This window comes from Pontibacterium sinense (genome assembly GCF_015209595.1).
GTDB classification, from domain to species: Bacteria; Pseudomonadota; Gammaproteobacteria; order Pseudomonadales; family Balneatricaceae; genus Pontibacterium; species Pontibacterium sinense.
Map to the genome: position 1 here is coordinate 78,345 of NZ_JADEYS010000010.1, position 16,046 is coordinate 94,390.

A 16,046-nucleotide genomic window follows, 5' to 3' on the forward strand; every position below is an offset into this window, starting at 1 on the left:
CGGCTCTTATTTTTATGGATTGCTGTCGAAATCAGTACTCGTAGAAACCACGACCGGATTTGCGGCCGAGATAACCGGCGTCCACCATCTGGCGCAGGTAAGGAGCAGGGCGATATTTGCTGTCGCCAAAGTTTTCGTACAACACGTTCATGATGCTCAGGCAGGTATCCAGACCGATCAGGTCGGCCAGCGCGAGCGGGCCAATCGGGTGGCTGGCGCCGAGTTTCATGATGGAATCTATCTGTTCGACGTCGGCACAGCCTTCGTCCAAAGCAAAGATCGCTTCGTTAATCATCGGTAGCAGAATACGGTTGAGTACAAAGGCCGCTTTGTCTTTGACCGGGATCGGTTCTTTGCCGGCACGTTTGGCCGCTTCAACCACTTTTTCGGTGGTCTCTGCCGAGGTCCGCAGGCCGTTGATTACTTCAACCAGCGCGAGGACCGGAACCGGATTCATAAAGTGCATACCAATTACTTTGTCCGGGCGCGATGTTGTGGCCGCGAGACGGGTAATCGACAGGGAAGAGGTGTTACTCGCCAGAATCGCATCAGGTTTACAGAGTTCATCCAGCTGCTTGAAGATCTTGTTTTTGATCTCTTCATTTTCAGTGGCGGCTTCGATCACCAGATCGCAATCAGCCAGCACGTTCATTGAGGTTTCGCAGCGGATACGGCCCAGTACAGCGGATGGACGTTCTTCGATCAGACCTTTGTCCTGCAGCTTAGTGAGACTGCTTTCGATCACGGACAGTGCCATGTGCAGGGCATTTTCGCTCAGGTCGACCAGTACCAGCTCATAGCCAGCGGTTGCCATTACCTGTGCAATACCACGGCCCATCTGGCCAGCACCAATAACACCGATTTGCTGAAAGGACATGTTTAAACCTCGTAGTTACAACTGAGAGAAGCAGAGATCAGCCCGGACATATCTTCAGATATGCGGGGCGATAGACAGGGGAATAAGACCGGTGGTAACTGCATGGCGGACAGGGCAGTGCCTGCCGTTGTCGCAGCAACGGAAACAGAACGCTTGAAGATCGGGTTAAAGCCCCGGGAAATGAGAAACATCTGTTCGCAACCAGTCTTATTGTTATTCGGTTGCGAATTAAATTACGGGTAAATGGTTGCTCAACTATTTGGAAATTCTAACGAAATGTAACAGGGCCTAATCTGGCCTTTACTTTATGCTACATTCAGCTATTAGCATGTGCCTGACTGGGTTTCTCTGTGTACCGTTATTCCCCGATTACCTTCCGTTTATTCCTGATGTTATTGCTGCTGATCAGCGGTATTTTTGTGTCGATTTACTGGCTTACGGTGCCGATGATCAAGCAAAACGTGTTTGGACTGGAGCTACATTCCAACCGTCAGGTACTTAACATTGTTTACGATCTGGCGAATCGGATGTATTTCAGCACCGAGTCCTATGTGGAGCAGGCGCTGGATGCGGAGGAGCAGAAGCTCAAAGCAGTGGTGGATCTGGGGGAAAGTTATATCCGGACAGGATTGGCTGATTCTGCAGAGCCTCCGCTGGACAAAAACGCCCATTGGCAGAAACTGTATGCCGAGCTACGGCGACTGAAGTTTGATGGTGATAACTATCTCTGGATCTCTGACTTCAATAGGCGGCTGCTGTCCCATCCGGATGATAAGTTTCAGGGTAAAAACATCTCCGAACATATCGTCGCGGGTGAGCAGTCGGCACTGCCCGGCATCATCCAGCAGGTGTTGAAACAGGGTGAAGGGTTCTACAAGTACAAGTGGTACCGCCTGCAAGATACGGAAGTGATCGATAAATACTCCTACGTCCGCAGCTTTCCCGAATGGGGCATTGTGTTGGGGGCGGGTGTGTATGCTGATGATCTCTATAAAGAAGCTGAGGCTTATAAAACGCATTTGTTGGGCGAACTGAGTCAGGCGCTGGAGAGTGTGAAGATCGCCAGTAATGGCTATCTGTATATCTTTGATTCCAACGGGGACATGATCTTTCACCCCAACTCTAATATTCGGGGCACTAACTTTAAGTCGCTGCTTAACCCCGTCACCGGCAATCCGATCTATCAGGATCTGATCGCCGTGTCAGATACGGATGAAGAACTGTATTACAAGTGGGACACGCCCCACGACCCCGGCAATTATGCCTATGAAAAACTCTCACTGGTGCGCCACCTGTCTGGGTTTGACTGGTATATCAGCTCCTCTGTGTACCTGGATGATCTGAAAGCCAGTTCGGTACAGCTGAGTCAGCGTTTGCTGGCGATGGGCTTTTTTGGTTTGTTGGCAGCGATCGTTGCCGCGTTTCTGTTTGCTGAATACCTGACGTCCCCGATTAAACAGCTGTCGGCTACCGCGTATAAAATCAGTCGTGGTCAGTTTGGGGCCAAAACCGGTATTAATCGCCACGATGAACTGGGCACGCTGGCGGAGTCTTTTGATTTCATGGTCGATCAGCTGCGCGACAATATTCAGGGGCTGAATACCCGCGTCGCATCGCGTACGAAAGAGCTGTCCGAATCCAACCAGCAGTTATTGCAGGCGGTCAGCTCGCTGAAAACGACAAAGAGTGAACTGACCGCATCGGAGACCCGGCAGCGCCTGATTCTGGATGCGTTACCCGCGCAGATCGCCTATCTGGACGCGCAGGGACGCTATGTTTTTGTGAACCGCGAATACGCTGAGATGTTTAACCGGCATAAAAGCGAGCTGGTGGGTGAGCTGATGCAGGATGTGATGTCCACCGCGATGTATAAAAACACGCTGGACTATATCCGACAGGCCCTGCGCGGTGAAAAGGTGATGTATGAGTACAGCACCGAAGTGCAGGGCAAGACCATGGTGACACGGCGTATACTGCTGCCGTTCTATGGAGAGCAGCGCCAGACCGTGGAAGGTGTACTCAACCTGTCGATTGATATTACGGCGGAGCGTGAGTCTGAGCAGCGTCTGGCTGAAGCCAGCAAGATGAAAGCGGTTGGGCAGATGTCCGGTGGTCTGGCACATGACTTCAACAACCTGCTGACCATTATTCTGGGTAACTTGCTGGAAGCGCAGGGGCATCCCGATCTGCCGTTGGATCTGAACGGTAATCTGGTACCGGCGATTCGTGCGACCCGACGTGGTGCTGATCTGACCAAGCGTCTGTTGGCCTTTTCCCGTCGCCAGCCGCTTTCGCCTGATTGCATCAAACCCGATCACCTTATCGCCGATGTGATCAGCTTATTGTCTGGCCCGTTAGCGGAGAATATCCGTATTCAGACCCGTATCGATGACAGCGCGCCGGTCGTGTATGTTGATGAAGCGCAGATGGAAGATGCACTGGTGAATCTGGCGCTTAACGCCGCTGACTCGATGGAGAAGGGCGGTACCCTGAGCTTTGAGGTGCGGTCGTTCTATTGCGCTACCCGTGAAGGGTTTGATGAGTCCGTACCGGCCGGTGATTATGTGATGTTATCCGTAAAAGACACCGGCTCCGGCTTCAGCGACGAAGCCTTACAGAAAGCCTATGAACCGTTCTTTACCACGAAATCGACGGGTGCAGGTTCGGGGCTTGGCTTAAGTATGGTGTACGGTTTCGTGAAGCAATCGAAGGGCTATATCCGCATTCGAAACCGCCGTGCTGCGGGTGCTGCCATTGAAATATTGTTACCGGTGGGCACGGAACGTCAGTGCGAGACAACACTACAGGATCCGGAGCGCAACAGTTATGCGGCAACGGCGGATGCAAGCTCGCTGGTACTGCTGGTGGAAGATGATCCGGATGTACGTAAAGTTGTCAGACATCAGTTGGTCGATATCGGGTTTACCGTATTGGAAGCCGAGACTGCGGATGAAGCGGATACTCTGTTATTGAATTTGAATGAGTTGGCGGGCGTTGTGACGGATATCGTGATGCCCGGCGCCAAAGACGGTTACGCTGTGGCTCAGCGGGTTAAAGAGCGTTATCCAGCGGCGTTTATTGTATTGATGACAGGGTATAGCGAAGCTTACAGCGAACATGATGCAGAATTCTCTTTGTTGCAGAAGCCGTTCGATCAGGCCGCGCTGGCAAAAGTGATCTTCCCGGAAAGCAAATAACGATAACAATTAGAAGAGGCCACACCATGGCTCAGGAAGCAGCGATGAAAAGTAATAACCTGATCTACGTGATAGAAGATGAAGAAGATCTGGGGCAGCTGATGTGCAGGGCGCTGGAAAATTTTCGCTATCAGGTGCGTTATTTCACCAACGGTGTGGATGCGTTGACGGCTGCACCCAAAGACAACCCGGATATCTGTATTGTTGACCTGAATCTGCCTGATATGGATGGCCTGGAGCTGGTGAAACAGTTCGACAGCCAGCACCGTGGCGTGATCATCGTCTCCGGTCGGGATGACCTGACGGATCGAGTGTTGGGGCTGGAGTTTGGTGCTGATGATTACGTCACCAAACCGTTTGAACCCCGTGAGCTGGTCGCACGAGTGCAGAGTTTGCTCCGGCGGTTGCAGCGCAGTGTTGAAGCGGAAACCGTAGTGGCCAAAAAAGCAGAGTTTTCGGGCTGGGTCTTCCGTCCGGATTCACTGGAACTGAGCTATCAGGCTCAGGATAAACAGTCTCTCAGTCGCGCTGAAGGTGACATGCTGCTGTCGCTGCTCAAGCATCCCTTTCAGATCCTCTCCCGTGATCAACTGCTTGGGGATAACTGCACGCCGTATGACCGCAGTATTGATGTTCGTATGTCCCGCTTGCGTAAGAAACTGGAGAGCAGTGGGGATGGCAATGAGCTGATAAAAACGGTGTATGGCGCAGGGTATATGCTGACGACCGCGGTGGTGTGGAGTTAGTTGGGGCTGGATGTTGGGAATCGCTATCCTCGTCCCAACAAAACGTATGACAAACACTAAAAAGGGGAGCTAATCAGCTCCCCTTTTTTATACCTCAGAGACAGAGATCAGGCGGTCTCTTTCTCTTTTTTCGTCTCCTCTTCACCATCGGCAAAGATGATCTCATCCTCTGGACGGTGACGACCCATCAGCTTCGGACGTTCGATCAGGAAGTACAGCACCAGACCAATCACAACCGCATACACGGTGGATTTCGGATCTGGCATCGCCAGTGTCACGGCAACGATACCCGCAACACCACGCTCGGTTGGGTTCTTCAGCTGTTCCATGCCCACCATGATGCAGATGTAAGCGGTCAGGATCAGTGTCAGCGACAGCGCAATCGGCAGTACAGGTTTAAACAGGGTGACGAGTGGCAAGATGAACAGTGCTACCAGACCGGTGATCCAGAATGTACCGCCACCACTGTAGATGGAGTCCATCGCTTTACGGCCCATCGCATAACGTTCAGCAACGGTCGCGTGTGCAGCGGTCCACAGAGGACCGGCCAGACCCGGCCAAGGCGCCAGAAAAGCATGCATACCGTTACGCAGTGCGGTAACCAGGTGTACACGGTCAACGCTCTCTTCAATGGATTCATCTTTACGCAGGTGGTCAACACGTTTTACCAGTGTGAAACCAACAATGATGTCACCAAATGCAATGACGTACGCGATGATTGCAGTTGGGATCGCCAGCAGGAATACATCCCAGCCTGGGAAGCCAACAGTGAATGTCAGGTACTGGAACATCAGTGCGAAATCTGGCTGAGTGATACCCCATTCGATCTCTGGAACAGCGTATTCGCCGCTGGTCCAGCCAATGATCATCGCGATAATCATGCCCGGTACCATACCAAAGGTCGCGATACGTTTTGCCAGCGAACTTTCTTCCATAATGTTCTTGAATGACAGCGAGAACAGGATGTAAGCAGAGATGATGGAACCGACGATCAGGGAGATAGGTGTTGCGTCAACACGGCCACCCACTTTCAACTCACCCATCATTGCTGCGATACCCGCGCCGATGATAATGCCCGCTTTTAGTGAGTTCGGAATGACTTCAACCAGTTTAGAACCCCAGCGAGTGATGCCCAGAATAAAGAAGATAATGGTCACTTCCAGCTGCAGCGCAAACAGAGCTTTAATCGCTTCAGGCCCGGGTTCGAACCCTTTGAGATACAGCAACACCACCGGGATTGCGGGGGTGATCCAGCCCGGAACCAGAGGGACACCCATCAGTGCCGGTAGGCAGTAACCCAGGCCAGCAACGAAGGTGAAAGCCAGTGCCGCTTCGTACGGCATGCCAAGGTATTTTTGCAGAAGAGGAATCATCGCCAGACCAACCACAAACATGATCAGGCCTTGGATCATCTCTGGGGTTTCCCATTTGTAATGTACAAACGGCAGACGGATTTTAAACGGGCCTAACGGCCAGTAGGGTTGTTCCTCGCCGAAGGGGCGTTGGATCAAAGGCATTTTTTTTTCCTTATTAGTGGCTCGCTCTATCACAAGGGCCGTTTTGTCGGAGGGGCAATACATGCAAGGTGCACTTGCCACGGTCGAACAAAATGGTGATCCCGCGAGGCAGTAAACAGGAAAACTACAAATAGACTTTGTCGTAAATCTTACGAATTGTAACGGCGTGGATGAAGCGCCGATTGCGGATGGTACTTTTTTTACTTTGAGTGAATGCTCAATTGATGAATATCAAACACATCTTTTAGCCTCAGGCGTACTGTTCTCAATGTGACAAATTGTCGCAGTTTATATTCTTGTTATATGGAGTGTGTGTTGGTGAAGACGTTGACTAATCTATCTGTGGCGGTTGGGTTATCTGCTTGTTTTGCTCTCACTAGTTTTCAAGCCGTTGCGCAGGATTCCGGCGCTCACTCCATGCATCAGCATTCGGCAGCTACAGCAGAGACTCAGGTGGCTGAAGTCGTTACCTCTGGGGTTGTGAAAGGTATTTTGCCATCGACGAATCAGCTCAAAGTTCGGCATCAACCGATTCCTGAATGGTCGATGGGGGCGATGCAAATGAAGTTTTTTCTGGCTCCCTATCTAGAGATTACCGACTTTCATGAAGGTCAGAAGATCAAGTTCCGACTGCATCAGAAGAACATGATGAAGTACACCATTCTGGAAGTTCTGGAAAAGTAACACTAAGCGGTTAAATCACAGGGATGTCCCCGTTTGACAGCAAGTTTGGGGTCTGTGATTCAGCGAAGGGTTATCGCCCGTGAATCACCAACCGCAGTGAGGAGACTCACTGTTTATTTGCAAATCGTAGCGTGTTCATTTGGCTGATCGTTGATGAAACTACGCTTTAAGGTACCAAAATGGATCTGAACGTTCGTTTTCTCCGTCCCGTGTTTGTGTTTGTTGTCTTAGTGCTGGTATCACTGCTGACTTCAACTTTCGCTATGGCGATGGCCCCTGTGTCTGAAACTCAGAAACTGGAGACTATTCAGCAGGCGTTTCTACAAACCAGCACGATTCGCGAAAAGTCTCCTGTTGCCGAAGGAAAAATGTCGGCATGGACGGTCTACAACGGTGAAGACATTGCCGGGTACGCCTTCGAAACGAACGATGTTGTGAATATCCCCGCCTATTCTGGCAAGCCAATCAATACACTGGTCGTGATGGACGTTAGCGGGAAACTGTTGGCGACTCGCGTATTGGAACACCATGAGCCTATTTTGCTGGTGGGTATCCCCGAACAGAAACTGTTCGATTTTGCCGCAGCCTACGAAGGCCTGAACGTTACTGACAAGGTACGTGTCGGTGCGAGCAACAACCCCGATGTCGTTAACGTCGATGTGGTTTCCGGTGCGACCGTTACCGTTATGGTGGTGAATGAAGCGATCATGCGCTCGGCACGAAAAGTCGCGCAGGTGCTGGGGATTGCAGGCTTATCCGAACAGGCTAAAGTGCCACCGGCCACTATCAAACCGGATCTGTTCAAAAAGGCGAGCTGGACTGAACTGACCGGTGATGGATCGATCCGCCGGCTGAGTCTGGTTGAAGGTGATATCGACAAGGCCTTTGAAGGTACTGCGGCCGCGACAAAAGGCCGTCATGGTGAAGGCCGTAAGCAACGCCCCTTCATCGATATGTACTATGCACCGCTCAATATCCCCACCATTGGCCGTAACCTGCTTGGCGATGATCAGTTCAAATGGTTGATGAGTGAGCTGGAAGAGGGTGATCAGGCGGTAGCTGTGATGGGCAGCGGGCAGTATTCCTTCAAAGGGAATGGCTATGTACGTGGCGGTATCTTTGACCGCACCCAGTTGCAGCAGTCCGACAAAGTGATCAGTTTCCACGATACCGATTACTACCGTCTCGATGATGTGTACATCGACGGCTTCCCCGGTTTTAAAGAGATGGCGATCTTTATCGTGCGCAACCAGTACGAGTTTGATCCCGGTACTCCGTGGCAGATTGAGTTGCTGGTACGCCGCCAGGTTGGTGCACTGGACAGCGTATTCACCAGTTTCTACGGCGACTACCTGACCTTAGAGCAGTATATCGACCGTCCGGCTCCGGTGGTGGAGCCTGAACCTGAAGCGTTATGGGTCTCTATCTGGAAAGACCGCGCTTTTCAGATCGGTGTCCTGAGTGTCGCACTGGGTGTGCTCTTTATCGTGATCTTTATTCAGGATGTGTTGGTGCGTTATCCGCGTTTCCTGCATGCCTTCCGCCGTGGTTACCTGCTCTTCACTGTGTTCTTTATTGGCTGGTACACCCTCGGCCAGCTGTCGGTGGTGAATGTCTTTACCTTCGTGCATGCGCTGAAAGGTGATTTTCAGTGGGAGCTGTTCCTGCTTGATCCGGTGCTGTTCATTCTCTGGGGATTTGTGGCAATGACCATGTTGCTCTGGGGGCGCGGTATTTTCTGCGGTTGGTTATGCCCGTTTGGTGCCTTACAGGAGCTGATTAATGAGCTGGCCCGACGCTTTAAGGTGAAACAGTTTGAACCGCCGTTTGCTGTGCATGAACGCTTGTGGGCTGTGAAGTATGTGATTTTGCTGGGGCTGTTTGCGATCTCGCTGGAGTCGCTGGCCGAAGCGGAAAAATATGCCGAGGTCGAGCCTTTTAAAACTGCTTTCCTACTCAAGTTTCAGCGCGAATGGGGCTACGTGTTTTATGCCATATTCCTACTGCTGATCTCTATTTTTACCCGCAAAGTGTACTGCCGTTACATCTGCCCACTGGGGGCTGCATTGGCGATTCCAGCACGCTTGCGACTGTTTGACTGGCTGAAGCGTCGTAAAGAGTGCGGTCAGCCTTGTAAGGTTTGCGCTAATGAGTGCGAGATTCAGGCGATCCATCCGGACGGGTCGATCAATGGCAATGAATGCCACCAGTGTCTGGACTGCCAGATGACTTACTACCGCGACGACAAATGTCCGCCGTTGGTACAGAAAAAACGTAAGAAAGCGAAACACGATGCAGCTATGAAGAAAATTCCGGCCATGGAGATCACCGATCCGGCGTAATCGCTAGCTGCGAACAAAGACTCAATCGACGCCGACCGGAGAGGCCGGACGTTATTTTCACTGGAGATCGAAGACGATGATAGATCCAAACGACAAGAACCTCCCTAAGATTGATACCGAAGATCCAAAGGCTACGGAACATGTGAAGCTTAGCCGCCGTTTGTTCCTGGGTGGCTCTGCTGCGCTGGTCGGCGCTGTAGGCACCATGGGCGCAACCATGGGTTCGGCGCTGCTGCCGTCGACGGCACATGCATCGTCTGACAGCAAGCACACAGTTGGTCCAGGTGAATTGGATGAATATTACGGCTTCTGGAGTGGTGGTCACTCGGGTGAGGTACGTATTCTGGGTCTGCCATCCATGCGTGAGCTGATGCGTATTCCGGTGTTTAACGTGGACAGCGCCACCGGTTGGGGTATCACCAACGAAAGTAAGGCAGTGCTGGGTGAAAACGCGCCAATGAACGGCGACTCTCACCATCCGCATATGTCGATGACCGATGGTCAGTACGACGGTAAATACATCTTCATCAACGATAAGGCCAACACCCGTGTTGCCCGTATCCGCGGTGACATCATGAAGACTGATAAGATCACCACAGTGCCGAACTGTCAGGCGATCCACGGTCTGCGTGTACAGAAGGTACCGCACACCAAGTACGTCTTTGCTAACGCAGAGTTCCGTATGCCGCATCCGAATAACGGCCTGAATATGGATGACATCGAAGGCTACTACACTATGTTCTCTGCCATTAATGCAGAGACCATGGAAGTGGATTGGCAGGTGATTGTCGACGGTAACCTGGACAACACCGATGCGGATTACACCGGTAAGTATGCGTTCTCTACTTGTTACAACGCCGAAGGTGCCGTCGATCTGGCCGGTTCCATGCGTCTGGAACGTGACCACCTGGTTGTCTTCAACATCGCGCGTATTGAAGCCGCAGTGAAAGCGGGTAAGTTCAAGAATCTGGGTGATTCCAAAGTCCCTGTGGTTGATGGTCGCAAAGGTTCCGATCTGACCCGTTACATCCCAGTACCGAAAAACCCGCACGGTATCAATACCGCACCGGGTGGTAAGTACGCCGTAGCAAACGGCAAGTTATCGCCAACTGTGACTGTGCTGCAGCTGGATAAGTTTGACGCACTGTTCGAAGATAAGATCAAACCACGTGATGCAGTCGTCGCTGAAGTGGAGCTGGGTCTGGGGCCGTTGCACACTGCCTTTGATGGTCGTGGCAACGCATTCACCACTCTGTTTATCGATAGCCAGGTATGTAAGTGGGATGTGGAAAAAGCGATCCGAGCTTACAACGGTGAGAAAGTGGACTACATCCTGCAGAAACTGGACGTTCACTATCAGCCGGGTCACAACCACACCACGATGGGTGAAACCCGTGATGCTGATGGTAAGTACCTGGTTTCTTTGCAGAAGTTCTCTAAAGACCGCTTCCTGAAATGTGGTCCTCTGCATGCCGAGAACGATCAGTTGATCGATATCTCCGGTGATGAGATGAAGCTGATCCATGATGGCCCAACGTACGCAGAGCCGCACGATTGCATGATCGTTCACCGTTCTAAGGTGAAAACACGCAAGCTCTACGACCGTAAAGATCCAACCTTCGCTATGACTGTTGAAATGGCGAAGAAAGATGGCGTGACACTGGAAACCGACAACAAAATCATCCGTGAAGGCAATAAGGTCCGTGTTTACATGACCTCGGTTGCACCAAGTTTCGGTATGAACGAGTTCAAGGTAAAGCAGGGTGACGAGGTGACTGTGGTCATCACCAACCTTGACCAGATCGAAGATGTGACCCACGGTTTCTGTATGGTAAACCATGGCGCACAGATGGAGATCAGCCCACAGCAGACTGCATCTGTAACCTTTATGGCGGATCAGCCTGGCGTGCACTGGTACTACTGCAACTGGTTCTGTCACGCGCTGCACATGGAGATGCGTGGTCGAATGCTGGTTGAACCGGCGTAAATCACTGCAACAGGTATGACTGTGATTGAATAGTCACAGGTTGTTCGCTCAAACCCCGGCCCTGAATACGTTGTCCTCGTGATTCTGGGCCGGGTGTTTTTTCTCCACACCGGAGGCTGAATTGGAGGCTTATATGGGTGTGTGGTTTGCTCGGTTTGTTTCCGCGCTGAGCATCAGTGTGATGATTTCTGCTCAGGCGGAAACCATACATGTTTCCCCGACAGAAAATCTGCAGGCCGTGCTGGATAACAGTCAGGCTGGCGATCAGATTGTGCTGTCCAAAGGTATCTATCAGGGCAACTTTGTTCTTCCCCAATCTATCGAGCTGACGGGTGAAAAAGGTGCGGTATTAGATGGTCAGAACAAAGGCCATGCGCTGCAAATCAGTCAGCCATTAACCTACGTTCATCACCTGCGCATTCAAAACTGGGGTGATGATCTCACCGACATGAACGCCGGTATATTTGTCGCTAAATCGGCAGCAACGTCTCGTATCGAACACAACTATTTGCACGGCGGCGGTTTTGGTATCTGGGTTGATGCCACTCCGGATGTGCAGATTATTTCCAACAAGGTGGAAGGTGATCTGAATCTGCGCTCTTCCGACCGCGGTAATGGTATCCACCTGTTTAATGTTAAAGGGTTGCTGGCTCAGGATAATGAGGTCTGGCACACCCGTGATGGTATCTACATCGATACCAGTAATGGCAATAAGTTAATCGGTAACTATCTGCACGACCTGCGTTACGGTGTGCACTACATGTATTCCTATCACAATCTGGTGCAGGATAACTTTACTTATCAGACCCGCACCGGATACGCGCTGATGCAGTCCAAGTTTCTGACGGTCATTGGCAACCGCTCTAAGAATGATGCCAACTACGGCATCCTGATGAACTACATCACCAACTCGACGATCGAGAACAACCGGGTCGAGGGGATTCAGAATACGCGCAACCCCCATATGCAACAGAGCAGCAGCCAGGCTGGGCTGGAAGGCAAAGCCCTATTTATTTACAACTCGCTGTTCAACAAGATTCGCGACAACCTGTTTGCCGAAAGTGATATGGGTATCCATCTGACCGCGGGCTCTGAAGATAACGTCATCAGTGGCAATGCGTTTGTCAGCAACAAAGAGCAGGTGAAGTACGTCGCTACCCGCAAGCAGGATTGGTCCGATGAGGGCGTGGGTAATTTCTGGAGTGATTATCTGGGTTGGGATATGGACGGCGATGGCATTGGGGATGTGGAGTACGAACCCAACGACAGCGTAGACCGCTTGTTGTGGAAGTTCCCATCGGCCAAGTTATTGCTCAACAGTCCGGCCGTTGAAACCCTGCGTTGGGTGCAGCGCCAGTTTCCGGTGTTGAAGTCGCCCGGCGTGGTTGATAGTCATCCGTTGATGGCAGTTCCCGATTTGTTAGAACCTTCCGGCAGTGCCCTTGGCACAGCGGCAGGACAGGTAGCTGAGAATTAATATGAATATTGTTGAATTGCAGCAGGTTGAGAAATCCTACCAAGGCGTTACTGCTCTGCATCAGCTGGACCTTAAATTGCAGCAGGGTGAAGTGCTGGGCCTGTTTGGTCATAACGGTGCCGGTAAAACCACCACCATCAAGCTGATTTTGGGGTTGATCGGTGCGACCGCTGGACAGGTTAAAGTGTTTGGCGAAGACCCAACTCAATCTGAAGCGCGTAACCTGCGCCGTCAGTTGGGTTTTCTGCAGGAAAATGTCAGCTTTTACGATCAACTCACCGGTCTGGAAGTGTTGCAGTATTTTGCCCGTCTTAAGGGCGTTTCAAAAAAGAGCTGTTTGAGTCTGTTGGAGCAGGTCGGTTTGAGTCAGGCAGGTCATCGCCGGGTGAAAACCTATTCCAAAGGGATGCGTCAGCGTCTGGGGTTAGCACAGGCATTGTTGGGTGAACCCAAATTACTGCTGCTGGATGAGCCAACGGTGGGTTTGGACCCGATTGCGACACAAGATTTTTACCGTCGTATCGAGCAGTTGAAAGCACAGGGCTGTACAGCGATTCTCTGCTCCCATGTATTGCCAGGTGTTGAGAAGTATATCGACCGGGCGCTGATTTTGGGACGCGGTAAGCTACTGGCCGAAGGGAGTGTGAACGACCTTCGTCACCAGGCAGATCTGCCTGCGACCTTCCATCTGCAAGGCAATCTGACGTTGCCTGATCATCTGGTGCCTCATGCGCAACAGGATGAAACCGGGACCCGTATGGAGGTCGCTCTGCAGGACAAGATGAGTACCATGCAGCAGTTGATTGGTTTGCCAGGTCTGGAAAACATGGATGTGCATCTGCCCTCGCTGGAAGACCTCTACACCCACTTTATTGAGTCTCATGGTCAGCATGATGTGCGTCAGGAGGCCATCCGATGAGTGCTATTTTTACCGTTGCGAATAAAGAGTTTCACGATGGCTTGCGTAACCGCTGGGTGCTGTCGATCTGCATTATCTTCTCTGTACTGGCCATCGGGCTGGCCTATTTTGGCGCGGCTGCGGCCGGTAAAGTCGGTTTTACCTCACTGTCATCCACCATCGTCAGTCTCGCCAGTCTGGCGGTATTTATCATTCCGCTGATCGCCCTGATGCTGGCGTATGATGGCATTGTCGGAGAGGATGAAAACGGTACCTTGCTGTTGCTTATGACCTATCCGCTATCCCGCTGGCAACTCTTGCTGGGCAAAATGATGGGGCAGGGCGCGGTGATGGCGTTTTCTACGCTGGTTGGATTTGGTTCATCGGCGCTGATGATGGGGGCTTTCTCCGATACCACCAGTTGGAGCGAGCTGTTTGGTCCGTATGCGGTGTTTATCTTCTCTGCGATGTTGCTCGGCTGGATCTTTATCGCGATTGCGTATGTGATCAGTGCATCCGTCTCGGAAAAGTCCAAAGCTGCCGGAATCGCCCTGATTGTCTGGTTCCTCTTTGTACTGGTGTTTGATCTGGGCTTGTTGGGCATGCTGGTAGGGACGCAGGGTAACGTGGATGAAACTTTGTTCCCGTACCTGTTATTACTGAACCCAACGGATATTTTCCGTTTGGTGAATATCACCTATTTTGCGGACCAGAACCTGACGGGTTTGATGGCGATTGCCCAACAAACTCAATTCTCGACCGTATCACTGTTTGGTGGTTTGTTAGTGTGGCTGGCACTGCCCGTCACGCTGGCGATGGCGATCTTTAATCGCCGTGGCCTGTAATTAGAGGGATTTGTATGAAACGCCTATTTTGCATCTTATTTATGATATTGCCTCTGGGTCTGCTCTCAGGTTGCGGGGAGGACGATAAAAAGGCCGCGATGGTGCAGCAAGCGGTGGCGATCGAAAGCAGTGACGAATGCCATCTGTGTGGCATGATCATCACCAATTATCCCGGCCCTAAAGGTCAGCTATATTCGCGGGGAATACAGGGCAATATGAAGTTCTGCTCCACACGGGATATGTTTGCTTTTGTGGTTGACCCGGAAAACCAGCACAACATCCAGCAGGCGTTTGTTCACGATATGGCAGTAACCCCTTGGGGCCATCCTGAGGAAGATACCTATATCGATGCGAAAAAAGCCTTTTACGTGATCGGCCACGGCAAAAAAGGTGCGATGGGACCGACCTTAGCCAGCTTTGCTAAAAAGGCGGATGCGGATGCGTTTGCAGCATCGCAGGGTGGGCGGGTGCTCACGTTTGAAGAGATTACATTGGATGTGCTGGTGAGTATGAATAACGTCATGGGGCACTCAAAGTAACACTGCAATACAGGTGCTTGTTCAAGTGCTTGTCCAGGGGAGCTAAGCTCCCCCCATCATCTGATACCCCGAGCGGGCTAGCCCGATGACCGATACAGAGATCAGTAACACCAGCGCAAGGTTACGAAAGCTCTTTTGGCCTGACCGTTTGAACAGGAACCGACCCACACTCAGGCCTATAACCATCGGAACCAGAAAGACGATGCCCAGAGTGATCACTTCGTCCGTTAACAGGTTCTGATGACCGGTCCAGATCAACGCGTAGATGTCAGTGAATGCAAAAAAAGCAACCAGCGTTGCGCGTGTAGCAATCGGTGACATCTGGGTATAAAGCATCATCAACACAACCGGTAATCCACCGATAGCAGCCGCCCCGTTGGCTAATCCAGAGACAAAACCAGTGGCCATTGGCAGGCGTGGGTTCGCATTTTTCTGTTCAAATCCCAGCAGCAATAGAATCGCGCATGCCAGCACCATCAGGCAGATCATCAATCGGGTATGGGCTTCCGGTAGGTGGGTCAGCAGCCAGACGCCAATGGGTGTGCAGATGAGCGTTCCGACCAACAGTTGTCCTAACAGTTTACGGTCAACCTGACGAAATACGCCCGGCAACAAGTGGATACTGGCAGCGATCTCCAGCATAAAAATTGTTGGTACCACCATTTTTGGCGGCATAAACAGTGCAAGACTGGTCACGGTCAGTGAGGAAAAACCAAAACCGCTATAACCGCGTAGCACGGCGGCCCCAAGAATGATGGCGATGGCGGGTAACAGTTGCCAGAGGGGCAGATCCAGTTGCAGTCCAAACATAAGAGGTTCCAGCTCAAAAAGTGTGTGTTCTTGAGGCTAGGAGGATGGTTGAAGTGCCGTTAGCACCAACGTGCAGGGGGCTCTGAGGCCAGTATTATTTGGTTACGATAGTGTATTGCGGCCAGAA

General features: G+C 51.6%; 13 protein-coding genes. 9 read left to right on the forward strand and 4 right to left on the reverse strand.

The window, feature by feature from the left end:
- Nucleotides 1–31: 31 nt before the first annotated feature.
- Both IOQ59_RS11290 and IOQ59_RS11295 read right to left on the reverse strand, forming a co-directional pair.
- A complete protein-coding gene (locus IOQ59_RS11290) occupies nucleotides 32–877 on the reverse strand; it encodes a 3-hydroxybutyryl-CoA dehydrogenase (protein ID WP_193953396.1) in 846 nt (281 codons plus the stop codon).
- Nucleotides 878–879: 2 nt separating this feature from the next.
- Complete coding sequence (locus tag IOQ59_RS11295) at nucleotides 880–1,068, reverse strand: hypothetical protein (RefSeq protein WP_193953397.1); 189 nt, start codon at nucleotides 1,066–1,068, stop codon at nucleotides 880–882.
- Between the two features lie 159 nt (nucleotides 1,069–1,227).
- Between IOQ59_RS11295 and IOQ59_RS11300 the strand changes: the two genes are divergently transcribed.
- Both IOQ59_RS11300 and IOQ59_RS11305 read left to right on the forward strand, forming a co-directional pair.
- Nucleotides 1,228–4,074: a cache domain-containing protein gene (locus IOQ59_RS11300; protein WP_193953398.1), complete on the forward strand. Its 2,847-nt coding sequence runs from the start codon at nucleotides 1,228–1,230 to the stop codon at nucleotides 4,072–4,074.
- Between the two features lie 26 nt (nucleotides 4,075–4,100).
- A complete protein-coding gene (locus IOQ59_RS11305) occupies nucleotides 4,101–4,820 on the forward strand; it encodes a response regulator transcription factor (RefSeq protein WP_228050851.1) in 720 nt (239 codons plus the stop codon).
- A 107-nt stretch (nucleotides 4,821–4,927) separates the two neighbouring features.
- On the opposite strand, the gene IOQ59_RS11310 is transcribed toward IOQ59_RS11305, so the two are convergent.
- Complete coding sequence (locus tag IOQ59_RS11310; RefSeq protein WP_193953399.1) at nucleotides 4,928–6,337, reverse strand: solute carrier family 23 protein; 1,410 nt, start codon at nucleotides 6,335–6,337, stop codon at nucleotides 4,928–4,930.
- 318 nt (nucleotides 6,338–6,655) lie between these two features.
- Here IOQ59_RS11310 and IOQ59_RS11315 point away from each other — a divergent pair, with 318 nt between their 5' ends.
- The 7 genes from IOQ59_RS11315 (at nucleotide 6,656) to IOQ59_RS11345 (ending at nucleotide 15,109) form a co-directional block, all read left to right on the forward strand.
- On the forward strand, nucleotides 6,656–7,021 hold the full coding sequence (locus IOQ59_RS11315; RefSeq protein WP_193953400.1) for a copper-binding protein: 366 nt from the start codon (nucleotides 6,656–6,658) through the stop codon (nucleotides 7,019–7,021).
- A 179-nt stretch (nucleotides 7,022–7,200) separates the two neighbouring features.
- Nucleotides 7,201–9,363: a transcriptional regulator NosR gene (nosR, locus tag IOQ59_RS11320; RefSeq protein WP_193953401.1), complete on the forward strand. Its 2,163-nt coding sequence runs from the start codon at nucleotides 7,201–7,203 to the stop codon at nucleotides 9,361–9,363.
- A 76-nt stretch (nucleotides 9,364–9,439) separates the two neighbouring features.
- Nucleotides 9,440–11,350: a TAT-dependent nitrous-oxide reductase gene (gene nosZ / locus IOQ59_RS11325; protein ID WP_193953402.1), complete on the forward strand. Its 1,911-nt coding sequence runs from the start codon at nucleotides 9,440–9,442 to the stop codon at nucleotides 11,348–11,350.
- Nucleotides 11,351–11,483: 133 nt separating this feature from the next.
- The gene (locus tag IOQ59_RS11330) at nucleotides 11,484–12,827 is read left to right on the forward strand and encodes a nitrous oxide reductase family maturation protein NosD (protein WP_193953403.1); all 1,344 of its coding nucleotides are present in this window, start codon (nucleotides 11,484–11,486) and stop codon (nucleotides 12,825–12,827) included.
- Between the two features lies 1 nt (nucleotide 12,828).
- Nucleotides 12,829–13,746, forward strand: a complete 918-nt coding sequence (locus IOQ59_RS11335) for an ABC transporter ATP-binding protein (RefSeq protein WP_193953404.1) — start codon at nucleotides 12,829–12,831, stop codon at nucleotides 13,744–13,746.
- Entirely contained in the window at nucleotides 13,743–14,570 is an 828-nt protein-coding gene (locus tag IOQ59_RS11340; protein WP_193953405.1) for an ABC transporter permease subunit, read from the forward strand. Before IOQ59_RS11335 ends, IOQ59_RS11340 begins: the two co-directional genes overlap by 4 nt.
- Nucleotides 14,571–14,584: 14 nt before the next feature.
- Nucleotides 14,585–15,109 carry a nitrous oxide reductase accessory protein NosL gene (locus IOQ59_RS11345; RefSeq protein WP_193953406.1) on the forward strand — a complete coding sequence of 175 codons (525 nt, stop codon included), beginning with the start codon at nucleotides 14,585–14,587 and terminating at the stop codon, nucleotides 15,107–15,109.
- Nucleotides 15,110–15,151: 42 nt separating this feature from the next.
- Here the strand turns inward: IOQ59_RS11345 and IOQ59_RS11350 are convergent, their stop codons facing one another.
- Nucleotides 15,152–15,919 carry a sulfite exporter TauE/SafE family protein gene (locus IOQ59_RS11350; protein ID WP_193953407.1) on the reverse strand — a complete coding sequence of 256 codons (768 nt, stop codon included), beginning with the start codon at nucleotides 15,917–15,919 and terminating at the stop codon, nucleotides 15,152–15,154.
- Between the last annotated feature and the right edge of the window lie 127 nt (nucleotides 15,920–16,046).